The 17586-nt window shown below is 57.7% G+C and carries 21 protein-coding genes and 1 tRNA gene; 15 read left to right on the top strand and 7 right to left on the bottom strand.

Going from position 1 to position 17586, the window contains the following annotated elements:
• Nucleotides 1-3 precede the first annotated feature (3 nt).
• From GS605_RS05395 to GS605_RS05380, 4 genes are all read right to left on the bottom strand, one after another.
• On the bottom strand, nt 4-879 hold the full coding sequence (locus tag GS605_RS05395) for a branched-chain amino acid ABC transporter permease (RefSeq protein WP_171168199.1): 876 nt from the start codon (nt 877-879) through the stop codon (nt 4-6).
• A 75-nt stretch (nt 880-954) separates the two neighbouring features.
• On the bottom strand, nt 955-1983 hold the full coding sequence (locus tag GS605_RS05390; RefSeq protein WP_171723295.1) for an alcohol dehydrogenase catalytic domain-containing protein: 1029 nt from the start codon (nt 1981-1983) through the stop codon (nt 955-957).
• A gap of 201 nt (nt 1984-2184) precedes the next feature.
• The gene (locus GS605_RS05385; RefSeq protein ID WP_171632522.1) at nt 2185-2742 is read right to left on the bottom strand and encodes a hypothetical protein; all 558 of its coding nucleotides are present in this window, start codon (nt 2740-2742) and stop codon (nt 2185-2187) included.
• 259 nt (nt 2743-3001) lie between these two features.
• A tRNA-Ser gene (locus GS605_RS05380) sits at nt 3002-3091 on the bottom strand.
• A 123-nt stretch (nt 3092-3214) separates the two neighbouring features.
• Here GS605_RS05380 and GS605_RS05375 point away from each other — a divergent pair.
• The 10 genes from GS605_RS05375 (at nt 3215) to GS605_RS05330 (ending at nt 11157) form a co-directional block, all read left to right on the top strand.
• A complete protein-coding gene (locus GS605_RS05375; protein ID WP_171723294.1) occupies nt 3215-4057 on the top strand; it encodes a DUF2059 domain-containing protein in 843 nt (280 codons plus the stop codon).
• Complete coding sequence (locus GS605_RS05370) at nt 4057-4857, top strand: DUF2059 domain-containing protein (protein WP_171723293.1); 801 nt, start codon at nt 4057-4059, stop codon at nt 4855-4857. Before GS605_RS05375 ends, GS605_RS05370 begins: the two co-directional genes overlap by 1 nt.
• A gap of 219 nt (nt 4858-5076) precedes the next feature.
• Nucleotides 5077-5688, top strand: coding sequence for a 50S ribosomal protein L21 (locus GS605_RS05365; protein ID WP_171632514.1), 612 nt, complete (start codon nt 5077-5079; stop codon nt 5686-5688).
• A gap of 11 nt (nt 5689-5699) precedes the next feature.
• Nucleotides 5700-5969 (top strand): 50S ribosomal protein L27, encoded by a 270-nt coding sequence (gene rpmA / locus GS605_RS05360; protein ID WP_058271644.1) that lies wholly within the window; start codon nt 5700-5702, stop codon nt 5967-5969.
• 84 nt (nt 5970-6053) lie between these two features.
• Complete coding sequence (locus GS605_RS05355) at nt 6054-6557, top strand: GNAT family N-acetyltransferase (RefSeq protein WP_171723292.1); 504 nt, start codon at nt 6054-6056, stop codon at nt 6555-6557.
• Nucleotides 6554-7162: a LysE family translocator gene (locus GS605_RS05350; protein WP_171723291.1), complete on the top strand. Its 609-nt coding sequence runs from the start codon at nt 6554-6556 to the stop codon at nt 7160-7162. Before GS605_RS05355 ends, GS605_RS05350 begins: the two co-directional genes overlap by 4 nt.
• Nucleotides 7159-7695: a GNAT family N-acetyltransferase gene (locus GS605_RS05345; protein ID WP_152457964.1), complete on the top strand. Its 537-nt coding sequence runs from the start codon at nt 7159-7161 to the stop codon at nt 7693-7695. Before GS605_RS05350 ends, GS605_RS05345 begins: the two co-directional genes overlap by 4 nt.
• A gap of 38 nt (nt 7696-7733) precedes the next feature.
• Nucleotides 7734-8768 carry a GTPase ObgE gene (gene obgE / locus GS605_RS05340; protein WP_171723290.1) on the top strand — a complete coding sequence of 345 codons (1035 nt, stop codon included), beginning with the start codon at nt 7734-7736 and terminating at the stop codon, nt 8766-8768.
• Entirely contained in the window at nt 8756-9862 is a 1107-nt protein-coding gene (proB, locus tag GS605_RS05335) for a glutamate 5-kinase (RefSeq protein ID WP_171723289.1), read from the top strand. Before obgE ends, proB begins: the two co-directional genes overlap by 13 nt.
• A 32-nt stretch (nt 9863-9894) precedes the next feature.
• A complete protein-coding gene (locus GS605_RS05330) occupies nt 9895-11157 on the top strand; it encodes a glutamate-5-semialdehyde dehydrogenase (protein ID WP_171723288.1) in 1263 nt (420 codons plus the stop codon).
• Here GS605_RS05330 and GS605_RS05325 read toward each other — a convergent pair.
• A complete protein-coding gene (locus tag GS605_RS05325) occupies nt 11154-11750 on the bottom strand; it encodes a histidine phosphotransferase family protein (protein ID WP_171723287.1) in 597 nt (198 codons plus the stop codon). The two genes, GS605_RS05330 and GS605_RS05325, sit on opposite strands and share 4 nt — an antisense overlap.
• A 43-nt stretch (nt 11751-11793) precedes the next feature.
• Here GS605_RS05325 and GS605_RS05320 point away from each other — a divergent pair, with 43 nt between their 5' ends.
• The 5 genes from GS605_RS05320 (at nt 11794) to tsf (ending at nt 15604) form a co-directional block, all read left to right on the top strand.
• Nucleotides 11794-11976: a DUF3553 domain-containing protein gene (locus GS605_RS05320; protein WP_050602459.1), complete on the top strand. Its 183-nt coding sequence runs from the start codon at nt 11794-11796 to the stop codon at nt 11974-11976.
• 108 nt (nt 11977-12084) lie between these two features.
• On the top strand, nt 12085-12840 hold the full coding sequence (locus GS605_RS05315; RefSeq protein ID WP_171723286.1) for a GNAT family N-acetyltransferase: 756 nt from the start codon (nt 12085-12087) through the stop codon (nt 12838-12840).
• Nucleotides 12827-13681 carry a 1-acyl-sn-glycerol-3-phosphate acyltransferase gene (locus GS605_RS05310; protein WP_171723285.1) on the top strand — a complete coding sequence of 285 codons (855 nt, stop codon included), beginning with the start codon at nt 12827-12829 and terminating at the stop codon, nt 13679-13681. The genes GS605_RS05315 and GS605_RS05310 overlap by 14 nt, the downstream gene beginning before the upstream one ends.
• A gap of 166 nt (nt 13682-13847) precedes the next feature.
• The gene (gene rpsB, locus GS605_RS05305) at nt 13848-14651 is read left to right on the top strand and encodes a 30S ribosomal protein S2 (protein WP_171723284.1); all 804 of its coding nucleotides are present in this window, start codon (nt 13848-13850) and stop codon (nt 14649-14651) included.
• Nucleotides 14652-14728: 77 nt separating this feature from the next.
• Complete coding sequence (tsf, locus tag GS605_RS05300) at nt 14729-15604, top strand: translation elongation factor Ts (protein WP_171723283.1); 876 nt, start codon at nt 14729-14731, stop codon at nt 15602-15604.
• 366 nt (nt 15605-15970) lie between these two features.
• Here the strand turns inward: tsf and GS605_RS05295 are convergent, their stop codons facing one another.
• Both GS605_RS05295 and aroQ read right to left on the bottom strand, forming a co-directional pair.
• Nucleotides 15971-16726 carry an autoinducer binding domain-containing protein gene (locus tag GS605_RS05295; protein ID WP_171723282.1) on the bottom strand — a complete coding sequence of 252 codons (756 nt, stop codon included), beginning with the start codon at nt 16724-16726 and terminating at the stop codon, nt 15971-15973.
• Nucleotides 16723-17172 carry a type II 3-dehydroquinate dehydratase gene (aroQ, locus tag GS605_RS05290; protein WP_171632493.1) on the bottom strand — a complete coding sequence of 150 codons (450 nt, stop codon included), beginning with the start codon at nt 17170-17172 and terminating at the stop codon, nt 16723-16725. Before aroQ ends, GS605_RS05295 begins: the two co-directional genes overlap by 4 nt.
• Between the last annotated feature and the right edge of the window lie 414 nt (nt 17173-17586).

Raw genomic sequence — 17586 nt, 5'->3', positions numbered from 1 at the left:
GGCTCAGACCTTTTTGACCCGAACCTGACTGAACAACCCGTTGGGGCGAAAGATCAGCACGGCCAGCAGCAGGGCGTATGGCGCGATCTGGCTGTAACCCGCCGCTATATAGCGGCTGGCGAAGGGCTCGATCACCCCGACGACAAGACCACCGGCCAGCGCCCCGGGCAGGCTTCCGAACCCGCCGATGACGGCGGCGGCAAATGCCTTGATTCCCAGCAATCCCGTTGTCGGATCCACGGCGCCCTTGGCGGCGAACAGAATTCCTGCAATCCCCGCAACGATCCCGGCCAGCGCCCAGATGAACCCCTGAACCCGCTTGACAGGCACGCCCATGTAATACGCCGCCAGCTGGTTTTGCGACGCCCCCTGCATCGCCAGCCCGAGTTTGGAACGGTTGAAAAAGACGTAAAGGCCCCATGTCAGCAGGATGGTGACGACGATCACGGCGACATCCTCCAGCCCCAGTACAAGGCCGCCAAAGCGCAGCTCTTTCCCCGCAAGCGGGTTTTGCAGCGTTTGCGGTTCGTGCCCCCAGATCAATCCGGCCACGAAACGGATCACAAAGCCCAGGGCGATGGTCAGGATAACGACGGCGGTCTGACTTTCGCCAAACAGGCGACGGATGATCAGGCGATCCAGAAGATATCCCAATGCCCCCATGATCCCCAGTGAGATCGGCAGGGCCAGCCAGAACGGCAGGCCCATATATTCGGTGTTGGTCAGGCCGATGGTGACAAAGGCCCCCAGCATCATGAAATCGCCCTGTGCGAAGTTCACCGCTTCGGTCGCCTTGTAGATCAGAACAAAGCCAAGCGCGATCAGGCCATAGACACACCCGTTTGCCAGTCCGCTGATCAGCAGCTGCGCGTTATCCAAACTGTCCTCCCTCGACCGGTTTGCCGGTGTCGCGTTCCGCCCGCGCGCATCCTCCGGTGACGCGGGTTTGTTCTACTATGGCGTTATTATCACCTTGCCGTCACTCTTTTTCAGCGCATCAGCCAGGTTTGGCACAAGATTTCTGAGTGTAAGGTGTTCAGAAACATCCGTTTTCCAGCGCCCGTCGGCAAACCGGGCCTGAACTTCGGCCACAACTCGCATCTGATCGGCGGGCGGGGTCGACATCATCCAGCTTGTCAGCCAGAACCCTTCGATCCGCTTTCCCATGAAAATCAACTGCCCTGTCTGAGTCAGTGTCGGCGCCTCGGTAGAAAGCTTGCCATAACTGATCCAGCGCGCCCGGTTGGGCATGGCGCAGAACAATTGTTCGGACAATTGGTCCGTCACGGCATCCAGAAAAACGCGCGGTTTCAGCTGCGCGCTCAGATCCGCAAACTTTGCGACAATGTCTTCGTCGGTTGTCACAAGCACTTCGGCCGTGCCAAGGTCTTTCAACATCCCTGCCGTCTCGGCCCGGCGTACCAAAGCGATCGGCTTCAAACCCAGATCCCGACCAAGGCTGCACATCAGCTTGCCCAACTGGCTGGTCGCGGCTGATACCACAAAGGCATCGCCGTCGGCCTTGGCCATATCCACCATAGCCATCGCCGTCATTGGATTGACGATCTGGGCGGCCCCGTCATCGTCCGAGATATCAGGTCGCAGAGGGATGCACATCTGCATCTGTGTGACGACATATTCCGCCCAGGCCCCCGATCCGGCGGCGACGAACGCGACGCGTTGCCCTTGCAAGGCCTCGGCGCCCTTTCCTGCGGCCACGACGTCTCCGCATCCTTCAAATCCGGCGGGGGATCCCTTTACCCTCGGCTGCCCGTATTCACCCTTGATGAAATGCAGATCGGACGGATTGACCGAAGCCGCGCGCAAACGGATCAGCACCTGGCCCGGGCCGGGTTCAGGCGTGGGAACTTCGGCTTCTTCCAGCCAGTCGGCGGCGGTTTCAATGGCCGGTCCGGTGGCCGTACCGGAATACCCGTCATGCTTAAGGATTGCGGCGAACATAGTCTGGGGCAGGTCGGTCATCGGTTGATCCTCGAATTTGGCTGAATCAAAGCGCGCGCCTTGTCCGAAAAGCCTTCAGACCAGTCGGGCAGGGCGCGGGCATTTTGTCAGGCACAGCCAATCAAAAGCCGCGCAAGAGGTCAATTCAACGACACCGTAACGTAGGGGCAGCGCAGATGCGCCCAGGGGCAAAGGCCGACCCGTGGATCGGCCTTCAACACTTTACTGTTGGGTCAGCAGGTTGGTCAGTTCCTGAATTTTCTGAACAATCGTTTCAGGCGAATCCTTGATATCGTTCACAATCTTGATCGCCTGATCTTTCAGATCGGTGGCCAGAGTGCTGTCCTGAATGGATGTCATAATGCCATCATAGTCGAAGTTGGTCGGGTCCAGCTTGCCTTCCTGAATCCATGAGTTCAGCAACTCCTGCCCCTGACCGGCCAGCGCGGCCACCTGATCGCTGGCCTCCTGAGCCGCATCAGAGGCCTGATCCGCCACCGATGACGCTGCTTCGCTTGCCTGATCTGCAACCGATGACGCGGCTTCTGTCGCTTGGTCCGTCAGCGACGAAGCTGCTTCGGCGACTTGTTCGGTCGCGGCATCGACAGCGTCAGAGGCAGCGTCCTGTACAGATGAAGCTGCGTCGGTCACCGCTTCGGCGGCTTCTTCTGCCGCAGTTTCCAAACGCTCAGCGGGTGTGGGTTCGGGTTGATTGAGGTAATAGTATCCGCCAGCGCCAATTGCGGCGATGACGATGGCAAGAATAAGAGTACGCGACATGTGTGTCTCCTTTGGAAATTGTGTCGCCGGGATGCGCTAAAAATAACTCAGGTACAAAGGGGAATTCCCGATAATTCTCAGCAGAATAGAGTATAAGCCGGGCTATGCTCATTGTCCTTTGAAACGCGGCAAGAACACGCCTGCACAAAGATGAGGCGACCGGTTTTGGCAGCGATCCGCCGGGAATGGCCCGCAGACGTAACCAATTTTCGGGCGCTTCCTGAGGGCCAAAGGCAGCATTGAGCCAGCATTGGGATAGTGGCGGAGAGACAGGGATTCGAACCCTGGGTGGGCTTGCACCCACAACGGTTTTCGAGACCGCCCCGTTCGACCACTCCGGCACCTCTCCGCGGGGGTCTGTGAGGGGGGGATTTAGTGAGGAACGGGCAGGGGTGCAAGCAGAAAATTCGGGAATTGAAGAAACCCGGGATTTTCCGTTGCCTGCCAGCGCAAAACTCCTAGTCTGATATCTATGATACAGTTTGTACGCCGCTCCGCCTTTTGGTTTCTGGCCCCGCTCTTTGCGCTTGTTCTGATCCCCATGGAACTTTCCGCCGCCAGCCGCGATCGGATAGAGGCCTTTCTGACCACGACCGGGTTTGACGTTGCCCTGGAAAGCATCGCGCTAAGCTCGAGGTCTGCCCCCCAGATGCTGGGGATTGATCCGGATGGATTCGGATCGGATTGGACGCGTCTGGCAGACGAAGTCTTTGACGTCGGCGCCATGCATGAGACCGCGGTTTCCATCCTCGAACAAACCCTGAGTGATGAGGCCCTGACACACGCGGTTGACTTTTATGCGTCGGATCTGGGGCAGCGCCTGGTAGAGGCCGAGAACGTCTCGCATATGCTTGAGGACGATGAAGCTAAGCAGCTGGAAGGCCAAAAAATCATCGCAGACCTGATCAAGGACGGATCGCAGCGGGTCGAAAGTTTCAAGCGTATGAACAAGGCGATCGATTCGACCGGTACCGCAGTGCGGGCCCTGCAAGAAATTCAGGTGCGTTTTCTTCTGGCAGCCAGCGCATCAGGTGTCATTGACCTGCAACTGGATGCGGATGAATTGCGTGCGCTGATGAAGCGGAACGAAGCCGGTATGCGCCAATCGCTGCAACTGTCCAGCCTTGCGGGGGCAGCCTATACCTATCAGGACTTTTCCGATGCGGATGTCGACTCGTATGTCGAGGCGCTGGAACAACCCCTGATGCAGGAAGTGTATGAACTGCTGAACGCGATCCAATACGAAATCATGGCCATGCGGTTCGAAGTACTTGCGGTCCGAATGGCCGAACTGCATCCCGCGCAGGATATTTGATGCACCGCGTTTTTCTGGCGATTGCGTTTGTTCTGTGGGGCGCTCAATTGCTGGCCGATCAAAAGGTCGACCGGCTGGCGCAGGCCATGCACTTGTCGCATGTGATGGAAATTCTCGTACAGGAAGGTCAGGGTCACCGCGAGGAACTTGACGAAACGCTGTTGGACAATACCGGCGGCGCCTATTTTGAAGCGCAGGTCAAAGATATTTACGACCCGGTCTGGATGCAGGAATTCCTGACGGATGCCTTTGAGGCGGGTCTGTCCGTTGCCCAGCTTGATCAGGCGATCCTGTTTTTCGAAAGCGATCTTGGTCAGACGATCGTGTCGCTGGAAAACTCGGCCCGGCAGGCGATGTCGGACCAGGCCATCGAGGACATGGCCCGCGAAGCTTACGAGTCCGTTGAGCGCGACTCGACCCGTTTCGAGTTGGTCGATGAGTACATCCAGGCGAATGACCTTGTCGAAAAGAACGTTCATGGGGCGCTGAGTTCCGACTTCAGCTTCTTTCAGGGTCTTGATGTCGATGCGCAAGGCGACGATCAGGAATTGCTGGCCGAACTTCTTTCACAGAAAGAAAGCCGCGCAGCAGAAACCGAGGCGTGGCTTTATTCTTTTCTTCTGATGGCCTATCGGCCCTTGGACGAGGCCCAGATGCGCGAGAATATTGCGTTTTCCAGAACCGAAACCGGGCGCGCCCTGAATGAGGCGCTGTTTGACGGCTTTGACCGGATGTTCAACGATATCTCTTTCCGATTGGGGCGGACGGTCGCACAGACACTCAGGGCGTCTGATCTCTGACGACGCTTTGGTGTTGACTTTTCCCGGCGATCTATGGATAAGCGCGCATCCCGGCCGGTTTTCCGTGCCGGGTATCGTTATTATTTGACCCTTGGGATGTCCTGATGGTCATTCACACAGCCCGAAAAGGGCGCGCTGTTCGAGGTGGCTTTCAAGTGTCTTGGGGCCGAAAACTCCCGGAAGGGGACCACAGAACGCGGTTAGACAAAGGAAAGACGCATGTTTGCGGTCCTCAAGACTGGCGGCAAGCAGTACAAGGTTCAGGCGGGTGATATCCTCCGCGTTGAAAAGCTGGCTGCCGACGCAGGTGAAAAAGTTCAATTCAACGATGTTCTGATGCTGGGCGGTGACGCTCCGGTTGTTGGCGCACCTTTCGTTGAAGGCGCAGGCGTACAGGCCGAAGTGATCGAACAGATCAAAGGTGACAAGGTCATCAAGTTCGTCAAGCGCCGTCGTAAGCACAGCTCGAAGCGTACCGTTGGCCACCGTCAGAAGCTGACTCTGGTCAAGATCACCGACATCCTGTCGTCGGGCGCGGACAAGTCGGGCATCAAGGCTGCAACCGGTTCGGCTCCGGCTGGCGAAGCGGCACCTGCTGCTAAGCCTGCCAAGAAAGCTGCAGCCAAAGCAGAGGCACCCGCCGCTGCTGCCGCTGACGATCTGACCAAGCTGAACGGTGTCGGCCCTGCCGCTGCCAAAAAGCTGGTTGAAGCCGGTATCGAGAGCTTTGCCGCTCTGGCCGCCTTGTCGGACGAGCAGATTGCTGCTATCGAAACGGTCAAAGTGAAACCCGAATGGGTTGAGCAGGCCAAAGAGCTGGCCAAAGGCTAAGGAGAGAGAGAATGGCACATAAAAAAGCTGGCGGTTCCTCCCGTAACGGTCGCGACTCAGCGGGTCGCCGCCTTGGCGTCAAACTGTATGGTGGCCAGGCCGCCATTTCAGGCAACATCATCGTGCGTCAGCGCGGCACCAAGTTTTGGCCGGGCGAAGGCGTAGGCATGGGCAAAGATCACACCATCTTTGCAACTGTGGATGGCGCCGTGAAGTTCCACAAGGGACTGAAAAACCGCACCTTTATTTCGGTCCTGCCAGTGGCGGAGGCCGCAGAGTAAGCCGAAACCCAGAAGGTTTAAGAAAAATTCATGGGGGACCGGCACAAAGTGCCGGTCCCCTTTCTCGTTTTCAGGAGTGGTCTCATGACCGAAGTGATTAAAACAGAGCGTCTTGTCCTGCGTCGGTTCCGGCGTGAGGATTCGTCGCGTCTGGTCACGCTTCTGAATGACCTCGATGTGGCGCGCTGGGTAACCAGCATTCCGTTTCCTTTTAGCATTGAAGACGCGGAGAACTTTGTCACCAATTTGGCGTCACAAGTTTACGATGCGTTTGCGATTGAAAAAGACGGCAAACTGATCGGAACTGTATCTGCAGGTGACGAACTCGGGTATTGGTTAGGACAGTCCTATTGGGGGCAAGGTTTTGCCACCGAAAGCGCAGGCGCCGTTGTTCACCGTCACTTCAAAGGCGACAGCAATAGCCTGAAGGCTTCTTACCATCTTGGCAATGAACGCTCGCGTTTGGTGCTGTCCAAGCTTGGCTTTGTTCCAACTTCGCGGTCTGAAACCGTTGTGCGTTCGACCGGCGAAGCTGTGGCTCTGCAGTGGATGGAACTGCAGAGGAACACATGGGAAGCGCGGACATGACGGTCGCCACCACCAGTTTCCTGATCTTCGCCGCCAGTCAGATCGGCACACCGGGACCCGCCAATATGGTCCTGCTGGGCACTGGTGCGCGCTATGGCTTTCGGGCCGCGCTGCCATTCGTGGGTGGGGTGATCCTGGGTAAGCAGCTGATCATCTGGCCCGTTGGATTTGGACTGTTGCAGCTTGCGGATCAGGCACCGTTTGTCTTTTTGGTGCTGAAATACGCCTCGGCGGCGTATATCTGCTGGCTTGCGTGGAAAATTGCCAACATGCGCCTTACGCGCGGTGAAACCGCCGCAGAGGTGCCCGGTTTTTGGGCGGGTTTGATCGTTCATCCCCTTAATCCAAAAGCTTGGGCGATGATCATTGCCGGGTTTACCGGCTTTGTCGCGGCTGGCACGTCCAGCCTTAACGCGACGTTCACGATCGCTCTCTGTTTATTGTTTTGCCAGGTGATTTTACACCCGATCTGGACTTTTGCCGGAGATAGAATTGCCCACGTGGTTGAAGGTCGGCCCGCGGAAAAATATCTGATGTGGACGTTAGCCAGTCTCACTGTTGCGTCCGTACTTTTCGTGTTGTTCGGAGGAGGAACACACTCATGAAACTTGAAACAATAATAAATCAGCCGGTCATAGAAACCGAGCGGTTCGATCTGCGCCCTCTGCGCCGGTCGGATATGGGGCTGATCGAGCACTATGCCGGCGATGAGCGTGTGGCACGCATGACGACGAGTATTGCACATCCTTTGGCCCCCGGCTCGACCGAGGCCTTTGTGACGCGCTCGATGGCCGAGGACCGGGACGAGGACGTCTGGGTCATGGATGCCACCAAGGACGGCGGTCCGGAACTGATTGGTCTGATCACGCTGAAGCGGCTGGATCGGAACCAGTCCGAAGTCGGCTATTGGGTGGCGCCGATCTACTGGAACACTGGCATTGCGTCGATGGCTGTCGAAGCACTGGTAAATGCCAACCCGCTGAAAAACGCGACGATGTTTGCCAGCGTGTTTCAAGACAATCCGGCGTCGGCCCGGGTCCTGACTCATTGCGGGTTCCAGTATCTTGGCGATGCAGAAAGCTATTCGGTGGCGCGTGATGCGAATGTGCCCACCTGGACATACAGTAAAAAACTCTGACTTGTGGCCGATGGGGCCTTTGCAGTAGGGGACAGACCATGAAATTTCTCGATCTTGCAAAGGTCTACATCCGGTCCGGGGCCGGCGGTAGCGGCTGCGTCAGCTTCCGACGCGAAAAATACATCGAATACGGCGGCCCTGATGGCGGGGACGGCGGTAAGGGCGGTTCTGTCTGGGCCGAGGTCGTGGACGGGCTGAACACCCTGATCGACTTCCGGTATCAGCAGCATTTCTTTGCCAAGAACGGCCAGCCGGGCAGGGGGCAGCAACGTACCGGCAAGGATGGCGATGACATTGTCCTGCGTGTGCCTGTTGGCACCGAGATCCTGGATGAGGATGAAGAAACCGTCATCTGCGATCTGACCGAGGTGGGACAGCGCGTTCTACTGGCGAAAGGGGGCAATGGCGGTTTCGGCAATCTGCACTTCAAATCGGCCACCAACCAGGCCCCCCGGCGTGCAAATCCGGGGCAGGCGGGCATTGACCGCACGATCTGGCTGCGTCTGAAGCTGATCGCCGATGTGGGCCTGCTGGGCATGCCGAATGCAGGCAAATCGACCTTTCTTGCAGCCACGTCAAACGCGCGGCCCAAGATCGCGGATTATCCGTTTACCACGCTGCACCCAAATCTGGGTGTCGTGGGGGTCGACAACGTGGAATTCGTGGTGGCTGACATCCCCGGCCTGATCGAAGGCGCGCATGAAGGACGCGGGATAGGCGACCGCTTTCTTGGTCATGTTGAGCGCTGCGCCGTGCTGCTGCATCTTGTCGATGGTACCTCGGAAACGGTTGCCGATGATTACCGCACAATTATCCACGAGCTGGAGGCCTATGGTGGCGAACTGGCCCAGAAACCCCGGATCACCGTCCTGAACAAGGTCGATGCACTGGATGACGAAGAACGTGATTTGGCCAAAGCCGAGCTTGAAGAGGCCGTTGGCGGCCCTGTGATGATGATGTCCGGTGTTGCTCATCAAGGTGTAACCGAGGTTTTGCGTGCGTTGCGCGGCCAGATCGATGACAATCGTGTTCGTCAGAAATCCGCTGAGGAGACGCAGCCTTGGCAACCCTGACTTCAGCGCGCCGATTGGTTGTCAAAATCGGGTCGGCTTTGCTTGTTGATCGCGAAACCGGCCTGTTGCGCAAGGAATGGTTGTTTTCGTTGGCGCAGGACGTCGCATGGCTCAAGGGGCAGGGGATAGATGTAATCCTCGTCTCGTCCGGGTCGATTGCACTGGGCCGCGGCGTTTTGGGGCTGTCCATGGCGACATTGCCTTTGGAAAAGTCGCAAGCTGCCGCTGCCGTCGGGCAAATTCGTTTGGCGCGCGCATATGAAGAGGCGTTGACGCCTCATGGGATCACCACGGCGCAGGTTTTGGTGACATTGGAGGACAGCGAGGATCGCCGCCGCTATCTGAATTCACGCGCGACTTTGGAAACTCTGCTGGGTTTGGGTGTCGTGCCGATCGTCAACGAAAACGATACCGTGGCAACGGATGAGATCCGGTATGGCGACAATGATCGTCTGGCCGCGCAAATCGCGGTGACCGTGGGGGCGGACCAGTTGATCCTGCTGTCGGATGTCGATGGTTTCTATTCGGGCAACCCCAACGAGGACGACTCGGCCACGCGTTTCGAAACAATCGACAAGATCACGCCCGAGATCGAAGCCATGGCGGGCGATGCGGGCTCTGGCTTGTCAAAGGGCGGAATGAAGACAAAGCTGCTGGCCGCCAAGATGGCCACCGCGGGCGGATGTGCGATGGCGATCACGGAAGGGTCGGTTCTGAACCCTCTGAAAACGCTGGAAAATGGCGCAAACTGTACGTGGTTTACCGCAACGCTGGATCCGCACGCTGCGCGCAAGCGCTGGATTTCAGCCATGAAACCGCGTGGCGAAATCACCATCGATGAAGGGGCTGCCAACGCCCTGGCAAATGGCAAAAGCCTGTTGCCCGCGGGTATTGTCGAAGTGACCGGCGATTTCGGGCGCGGCGACCCTGTCGCGATCCTTGACCCCAAAGCCCGTCGGCTGGCGCAGGGGATCAGCCGTTACACCGCGCAGGAGGCTGACGCGATCAAGGGGCGCAAGTCGTCCGAGATCGAGGCGACCCTTGGATATCCCGGCCGTGCGGCCTTGATTCACCGGGATGATCTGGCTCTGTAAATACTGAAAAGACGACCTGAAAGGCACGCGACATGAAAGATTTCGACAGCATTCCCGCTCTGATGGCTGATCTTGGGAAACGTGCCAAAGCGGCATCGCGCGATCTGGCTTTTGCAAGCCCAGAACGCAAATATGCCGCCCTGATTGCAGCGGCCGACGCGGTTTGGGCCAATCGGGCGCAGATCATCGAAGCCAACCGGAAGGATCTGGAGTTCGGCCGAGAAAAAGGTCTGAGCCCGGCGATGATGGATCGGCTGATGCTGGATGAGGCGCGTGTTCAGGGCATGGTTGATGGTCTGCGCGCGGTGGCTGAACAGACCGATCCGGTGGGCGAAGTGCTGGCCGAATGGGACTGCCCGACCGGATTGAAAATTCAACGCGTACGCACCCCGCTGGGTGTGATCGGCGTAATCTATGAAAGCCGCCCCAATGTCACGGCCGACGCAGGTGCGCTGTGTCTGAAATCCGGAAATGCCGTCATTCTGCGCGGCGGCTCCGAGAGCTTTCATTCTTCGACTGCTATTCATGCCTGCCTGGTCGAGGGGCTGAAGGCCGCCGATCTGCCGGAAGATGCGATTCAACTGGTGCCGACGCGTGACCGTGCGGCGGTTCAGGAATTGCTGACCATGACCGACTATGTCGACGTCATCGTTCCGCGCGGCGGCAAGGGGTTGGTCGGGCTGGTCCAGCGTGAGGCCCGTGTGCCTGTTTTTGCCCATCTTGAAGGCATCGTGCACATCTATGTCGACAAGGCCGCTGATCCGCAGAAAACGCTGGACGTGGTGTTGAACGCCAAGACGCGCCGTACCGGGATTTGCGGCGCTGCCGAATGCCTGCTGATCCATCAGGACATCGCCGAAACGCTGGGGCGTGACGTGATCGCCGCGCTGCTGAAAGCAGGGGTCGAGGTACACGCCGAAGGCGCACTTGCGGTCGAGGGTACAATTCCCGCGACGGCGGAGGATTGGGGAAAAGAGTTTCTGGACAGCGTGATCGCGGCCAAGCCCGTCGTCGATATCGACGCCGCCATCGCGCATATCCAACATTACGGGTCGAACCATACCGACTGTATCATGACCGAGGATGACAGGGCCGCGGCCCGTTTCTTTGAGCGCTTGGATAGCGCGATTCTGATGCACAACGCTTCGACTCAGTTCGCCGATGGTGGTGAATTCGGGATGGGCGCCGAGATCGGTATCGCCACGGGCAAAATGCATGCCCGCGGCCCGGTGGGGGCCGCCCAGTTGACCAGTTTCAAATATCTGGTGCGCGGGAACGGAACGATTCGGGATTAAAAACGCAGCACAAGGCGGGTCGCAGCGGTTTCCACGGAAACGCGCCGACCCATCGCGTTTGCCGTTTCCGGCAGCAGAGCGAACTGGACCTGTGCGGGGGTAATCTTGTTGGGGAACCGGCCGGTTGCAACGTGTTTCCATAAGGTATTGTCTACGTTCAACTTATCGGCAGTTCCGGTCACTGTCCAATTGGCGCCTTGGTTCTCGATCTCAACCTCTCCGCCCATCGGCATGGCACTTTCGCAGCACATGAGCGCAAGGAACGCCAGCTTGATTTGGTTGCGCGGTATGGGCTCGGTCATAAACCAGTTTACCCGCACCCGTCCGGTGCGTTCGATGTCCTTGAGCAGTTCGGCCACTTCGGCGCGGCCCAGCGGCTGTTCTCCTGCTGATCCGAAGGCAACCCGAAAAAACCGGATACGCGCGCCCGCACTGCCGACGCTGCCCGAGATCAACTCCATCTCGGGGCCCTGGACAGCACCAACCATGTCCAACAGCTCCAGCCCGTTGGTGATCGCCCCGATCGGGCTGATCAGATCGTGGCAGATCCGTGAGCCGATCAATTCAGCCAGGTTGACGTTCGTGTTGCCCATGCATACCTCCTGCGGTATCTGCCGCAGGAACCGGAAGCCCCAAATGACAGACATGAATGCTATTCTTGCACCGGGCATGTTTGTTCGCCACCCGGATTTCCCCGAATGGGGTGTCGGACAGGTTCAGTCCAACATCGCAGGTAAGATCACCGTAAACTTTCGCGAGCAGGGGAAAGTGGTAATCGACGGAACACGCATCGCCCTGATGCCGGTCTTTGATCCGTGAAACTGGTTTAAGAAGAGTTAACGGAAAAGACCAGATTCCCACTTGTTGCCTTCCCCCGAAGAACTGAGGTATCAGCCGCGTTGATAAAACAGGATTGATAAGTCTGACATGCCGGACGCTGGCCCCTCGTTCACGATCAAACTGGCGGAAACCCAGGACGAACTGCGCGCAGCGCAGCGGTTGCGTTATGACGTATTTGTGCGCGAACTCGGCGGAGGAGGGGCGCTGGTCGATCATGTGGCCGGGCTGGAACGGGACCGGTTTGATCCCTATTTCGATCACATGCTGGCCCTTGATGATGCGACCGGAGAAGTTGTCGGCGTTTACAGGCTGTTACCGGGGGATCGCGCCGCTGAGTTGGGGCAGTTTTATTCCGAAGACGAATACGATCTGAGCATTCTCAAGCAAAGTGGCCGCAAGTTGCTGGAACTGGGCCGGTCGTGCCTGCACAGGGACTACCGGGGCGGTACGGCCATGTATCATCTCTGGAATGGTCTCTCTCGCTATGTGGCCGAACGCCAGATCGAAGTTCTGTTCGGCGTCGCCAGCTTTCACGGCACGGATGTTCAGGAACTGGCCCAGCCGCTGTCGATGCTGCATCACAATCATCTGGCGCCGCCAGACCTGCGGGTGCGCGCCCAGCCGAGCGTGTTTCAGACCATGGATATTGTCGCACCGGACGCGCTGGATCGTCGCCGTGCCATGGTGCAGGTTCCAGCCCTGATCAAAGCCTATCTGAGGCTTGGCGGGTTTGTGGGTGAGGGGGCGTTCATCGATCATTCCTTCAACACCACCGATGTGTGCCTGATCCTGGATACGAGCCGTATGAACGAGCGGCAGAAGCGCATCTATGGCGGAGCTTGATCCGGTGAATGATCCGCTTTGGAACAGTGAGGATGCGCCGGATCCGATCGAACTGGGTTTTGTCGGCTGGATTCTGGTGATCCTGAGGGGCTTGCCCTTGGCCATCCTTGTGTTCGGTGGGCTGATAGTTCTATTGGCCATTCGACTGATCGAGTTGCCACTTTGTGGTGTTCGTCGCCCCGTCACACCGTTCATCAGCCAGTTCGTGTGCCGAAACGCGTTCCGAATCCTGGGAATCGGACTTCGCTGCTCGGGCGCGTTGATGAAGGAACACGGTGCCGTTGTCGCCAATCACACATCCTGGCTGGATATCTTTGCCTTGAACGCCCGCAAAAGGGTCTACTTCGTGTCCAAGGCAGAAGTTGCGAACTGGCCGGGTATCGGATGGTTGGCACGGGCCACCGGGACCGTATTCATCGAGAGGGATCGCAAAAAGGCCCGCGAGCAGACGGCGATCTTCGAAGAACGCCTGAAGGCCGGACATAAGCTGTTGTTTTTTCCCGAGGGCACCTCGACCGACGGATTGCGTGTTTTGCCATTTAAAACAACGCTTTTTGCCGCTTTCTTCGCAGACGAGCTGCGGGATTTTATGTATGTTCAACCGGTCTCGGTGGTGTTTCACGCGCCGAAAGATCAGCCTGACCGGTTCTATGGCTGGTGGGGTGATATGGATTTCGCGCCCCATCTGCTCAAGACATTGGGCGCGCGCAGGCAGGGGTCCGTCGAACTGATCTATCACGCACCCGCCCGGGTCAGGGATTTCGCCAACCGCAAGGAACTGGCGGCCCATTGCGAGGCAGCAGTGCGCCACGCGCATGCATTGGCGCGGCTTGAAAAATAAGGGTTTGACCCTTGCGCTGCCTTCAAACCTGCCGTATACGCGCGCCATTCAAACCCGCAGGCGGGGTTTGGGCCTTGTAGGGGAGACATCCCTATCTGGCCCGCCGGTTGGAGCATTCGCTTCTTTCACCCCCGCCGAGGCGTAAACCGGAAAAGGAAAACATAGCATGGCTCTTCCCGAGTTCACCATGCGTCAGCTGCTGGAAGCTGGCGTACACTTCGGTCACCAGACACAGCGTTGGAATCCCCGCATGGGCCCGTTCATCTACGGCTCGCGCAATGGCATCCACATCATGGACCTGACCCAGACCGTTCCGATGCTGGACCAGGCGCTGCAGGCCGTTCGTGACACCGTTGCCAAAGGCGGCCGCGTTCTGTTCGTTGGCACCAAGCGTCAGGCTGCTGGCCCGATCGCGGAAGCGGCTGAAAAGTCGGCTCAGTACTACATGAACCACCGCTGGCTGGGCGGCACGCTGACCAACTGGAAAACCGTTTCCCAGTCGATCAACCGTCTGAACCAGATCGACGAAGCGATGGAATCGGGCGCCGAAGGCCTGACCAAGAAAGAGCGTCTGGGCATGGAGCGTGACCAGGCCAAGCTGCAGGCTTCGCTGGGCGGTATCCGCGAGATGGGCGGCGTTCCTGACCTGCTGTTCGTTATCGACGTCAAGAAAGAAGCACTGGCCATCGCCGAAGCCAACAAGCTGGGTATCCCGGTTGTGGCTGTGGTTGACACCAACTGCTCGCCCGACGGCGTTGACTACATCATCCCCGGCAACGATGACGCAGCCCGCGCCATCGCGCTGTACTGTGATCTGGCCGCACGTGCCGCTCTGGACGGCATGACCGCTCAGATGGGTGCGGCAGGCGTTGACCTTGGCGCATTCGAAGAAGCACCGGTTGAAGAAGTCGTTGCAGAAGAAGCGCCCGCCGAAGCAGAAGCCGCACCGGAAGCCAAAGCCGAAGCGTAAGCTGCCCGTCACGTAAATGACATATGGGGCAGGGTATGACCTGCCCCAATTCCGTTTGAATTGAGGAGAGCCTAAAGATGGCAATCACAGCAGCAATGGTTAAAGAACTGCGCGACTCGACCGGCGCAGGCATGATGGACGCAAAAAAAGCGCTGACCGAAACCGGCGGCAACATGGACGAAGCCGTTGACTGGCTGCGCACCAAAGGTCTGGCCAAAGCGGCCAAGAAATCGGGCCGTACCGCAGCAGAAGGTCTGGTTGCAGTCCACGTCAACGGTGGCAACGGTGTTGCTGTCGAAGTGAACTCGGAAACCGACTTCGTTGCGAAAAACGCCGAGTTCCAGGAAATGGTTGGCAAGATCGCATTTGCCGCAGAAGGCGTTGCAGATGTTGACGCGCTGCTGGCTGCTGATCTGGGTGGCAAATCCGTTGCCGACACCCTGACCGACAAGATCGCCACCATCGGCGAGAACATGTCGGTACGCCGCATGGCCAAACTGTCGGGCGACACTGTTGTGTCCTACGTCCACAACGCAGCCACCAACGGCATGGGCAAAATCGGCGTTCTGGTTGCTCTGACCGGTGGCGACGAAGCGATCGGCAAGCAGGTTGCAATGCACATCGCGGCTGTGAACCCGGCGGCCCTGTCCGAAGCAGACATGGACCCGGCAATTGTCGAAAAAGAAAAGCAGGTCCAGATGGACATCGCCCGCGAATCCGGCAAGCCGGAGCAAGTGATCGAAAAGATGATCGAAGGCCGTATGAAGAAGTTCGTCGCGGAATCGACTCTGCTGAACCAGCAGTTTGTCGTGAACCCTGACCTGACCGTCGAAGCAGCGGCCAAGGAAGCCGGCGCAACCATCACCGGCTTCATCCGTCTGGAAGTTGGCGAAGGTATCGTGGTTGAAAAAGAAGATTTCGCTGCTGAAGTCGCCAAAGCCGCGCAAGGCTAAAACGTTACAGGGAAAGTACCGGCAACGGCCTTTCCCAACAAATCTAAAGGGTTACGCACTGCGTAACCCTTTTTTTCTGCCACCGGCAAAAAGCATACTTCCATAAGTAGAGAAGGATTGGAGGGCCCCGCATGATGGGGATGGTCGAGGCCCCCCAAAATTCCGACACCGGTACGCGGACAAATAAGCGCCCCCTTGTCAGAGTGATCGGAGAGCTTTGTTATTGCAAAGATCCAATCCAATGTTCCCTGGCTAAAGCCACCACTCACGGAACACTCTCACTTTGCAACTTTTACGATTGGTTTGAAAAGTAGTGATTTCCTTACCTAGGGTAAACTGACGCGGGATAGCGTCAAAATATTGCGGTTATACTTCCATAATGAACATCTGGTTGTGCAGTGACGCCTTGAGAACCGCTTGTGCCGTCGTTTCGACCGAAAGCGCCTCGCGCGCGAGTCGCAGGTGCTTCTCTACCGTTGCAGATGTCAGTCCCATCAACAGCGCGATATCCTGAGTGGTTTTCCCGTCACCAACCCACTGCAAAGCTTCGCGTTGGCGTTTGGTAAGTGCCCGGTTCGGCGGAAGAAACGGCAATGTCAGGATTTTCAGGTGGGCGACATTGTTCATAAGCAGAATGTCGTCGCCGTGCTCTTCCCAGACCGCATCCACATCTTCCTGGCTCAGCCCATCATTGGCCGACAGGGAAATCGCCCCCTTCGAGCGCATGGAAACCGAGTTGAAGCTTACGGTATAGCCGGAAACCACGCCCATGGATTTGTTGAACTCGAAAACTTCGCGCTCCTTCGCGGTCATCGTTCCGCCCGAGCTCATGTCCTGCAACATTTTCCAGCTGGCGGCGCCTTCGTTGTCCAAGGCCCACTTCAACATCGGAGCGTGAAAATACAGACCATCCTTGATGAACCCGTCCACATAAGCCCGTTTGTGGTTCGTCAGGATTACGAAATCTTCCGGGTCACCCAAGGACGTGGCCGTCCGGAATTGCGTGTACCCATAGATCAGGCGGGTAAATCCGAACTCGGCCATTTGGCGGCAATGTGCGTCCCACAGGTCTTCCAGGGTTTTGGCGTAGCTGACAAAGCGAAGATATTCCTTGAGCTTCATGTCGCGCTGCCCGCCTTCAGATGGGCCGCGAGCGCGTCCAGCGCGAGGATATAGCTGTGGGCACCGAAGCCACAGATCTGACCCAGTGCGACCGGGGCTATGTAGGACCTGTGCCGAAAGGCTTCCCGGGCATGAATGTTGGAAAGATGCACTTCGACAACCGGCAGTTCCACCGATGCAATCGCATCCATGAGGGCAATCGACGTATGCGTGAACGCGCCTGCGTTCAGTATCAGCCCGCTTTGTACACCGCGGGCCGCGTGAATGGCGTCAAGCAGCACACCTTCGTGATTGGATTGCAGGTGGGTGACGTCCAGCCCAATGGAGGCGCCATGCTGAACGCAACGGTCCTCGATCATATGTAGTGTCGTGCTGCCGTAAACCTCGGGCTGCCGTGTGCCAAGCAGATTGAGGTTTGGGCCATTCAATACCAAAACGTTATGCATGTTTTCACGATCCCCATACTTGGTTCATAGACGCGAAAAGGCCGGGTTGTCTACCTGACTTTGGTGGATTGAATACAGACAGTTGCCCTGAAAACAGACCTTGAGATGGAAGAGTAAACCAAGTTCAGTCCTTCGACATGACGACGCCGCGCGTCCGTTTGGACTTGGGCCGCACATCTACATCCGCTTTTCGTTAGCGGGAAAACAGGTTTTCGGGCGCATTGTCGTCGGTTTCAGTATCCGAACATTGAAACTACCCAGGCTTATCGGCCGGCCCTTTGCGACGCTGAGTAATCCTTGCAAACCGTGTCTGATGCGATTGAAGATTGTCATGTGGAATTTTGGTGCAACCCGGTTTCGCGCCAACGCAGCGGACGGCTAATTGCTGTAAAGACGACAAGGTTTTGAATCTGG

This window comes from Ruegeria sp. HKCCD7559 (assembly GCF_013110575.1).
Lineage (GTDB): Bacteria > Pseudomonadota > Alphaproteobacteria > Rhodobacterales > Rhodobacteraceae > Ruegeria.
The sequence above is the reverse complement of the archived record's forward strand: the minus strand, read 5'-3'. Positions and strand labels throughout refer to the sequence as shown.

Excerpts from the sequence above, each read along its gene's own strand:
- GS605_RS05390 (WP_171723295.1), bottom strand. The coding sequence starts at position 1,983 with ATGACCGACCTGCCCCAGACTATGTTCGCCGCAATCCTTAAGCATGAC.
- GS605_RS05385 (WP_171632522.1), bottom strand. The coding sequence starts at position 2,742 with ATGTCGCGTACTCTTATTCTTGCCATCGTCATCGCCGCAATTGGCGCT.
- GS605_RS05375 (WP_171723294.1), top strand. The coding sequence starts at position 3,215 with ATGATACAGTTTGTACGCCGCTCCGCCTTTTGGTTTCTGGCCCCGCTC.
- GS605_RS05370 (WP_171723293.1), top strand. The coding sequence starts at position 4,057 with ATGCACCGCGTTTTTCTGGCGATTGCGTTTGTTCTGTGGGGCGCTCAA.
- GS605_RS05365 (WP_171632514.1), top strand. The coding sequence starts at position 5,077 with ATGTTTGCGGTCCTCAAGACTGGCGGCAAGCAGTACAAGGTTCAGGCG.
- rpmA (WP_058271644.1), top strand. The coding sequence starts at position 5,700 with ATGGCACATAAAAAAGCTGGCGGTTCCTCCCGTAACGGTCGCGACTCA.
- GS605_RS05355 (WP_171723292.1), top strand. The coding sequence starts at position 6,054 with ATGACCGAAGTGATTAAAACAGAGCGTCTTGTCCTGCGTCGGTTCCGG.
- GS605_RS05350 (WP_171723291.1), top strand. The coding sequence starts at position 6,554 with ATGACGGTCGCCACCACCAGTTTCCTGATCTTCGCCGCCAGTCAGATC.
- GS605_RS05345 (WP_152457964.1), top strand. The coding sequence starts at position 7,159 with ATGAAACTTGAAACAATAATAAATCAGCCGGTCATAGAAACCGAGCGG.
- obgE (WP_171723290.1), top strand. The coding sequence starts at position 7,734 with ATGAAATTTCTCGATCTTGCAAAGGTCTACATCCGGTCCGGGGCCGGC.
- GS605_RS05330 (WP_171723288.1), top strand. The coding sequence starts at position 9,895 with ATGAAAGATTTCGACAGCATTCCCGCTCTGATGGCTGATCTTGGGAAA.
- GS605_RS05325 (WP_171723287.1), bottom strand. The coding sequence starts at position 11,750 with ATGGGCAACACGAACGTCAACCTGGCTGAATTGATCGGCTCACGGATC.
- GS605_RS05320 (WP_050602459.1), top strand. The coding sequence starts at position 11,794 with ATGACAGACATGAATGCTATTCTTGCACCGGGCATGTTTGTTCGCCAC.
- GS605_RS05315 (WP_171723286.1), top strand. The coding sequence starts at position 12,085 with ATGCCGGACGCTGGCCCCTCGTTCACGATCAAACTGGCGGAAACCCAG.
- GS605_RS05310 (WP_171723285.1), top strand. The coding sequence starts at position 12,827 with ATGGCGGAGCTTGATCCGGTGAATGATCCGCTTTGGAACAGTGAGGAT.
- rpsB (WP_171723284.1), top strand. The coding sequence starts at position 13,848 with ATGGCTCTTCCCGAGTTCACCATGCGTCAGCTGCTGGAAGCTGGCGTA.
- tsf (WP_171723283.1), top strand. The coding sequence starts at position 14,729 with ATGGCAATCACAGCAGCAATGGTTAAAGAACTGCGCGACTCGACCGGC.
- GS605_RS05295 (WP_171723282.1), bottom strand. The coding sequence starts at position 16,726 with ATGAAGCTCAAGGAATATCTTCGCTTTGTCAGCTACGCCAAAACCCTG.
- aroQ (WP_171632493.1), bottom strand. The coding sequence starts at position 17,172 with ATGCATAACGTTTTGGTATTGAATGGCCCAAACCTCAATCTGCTTGGC.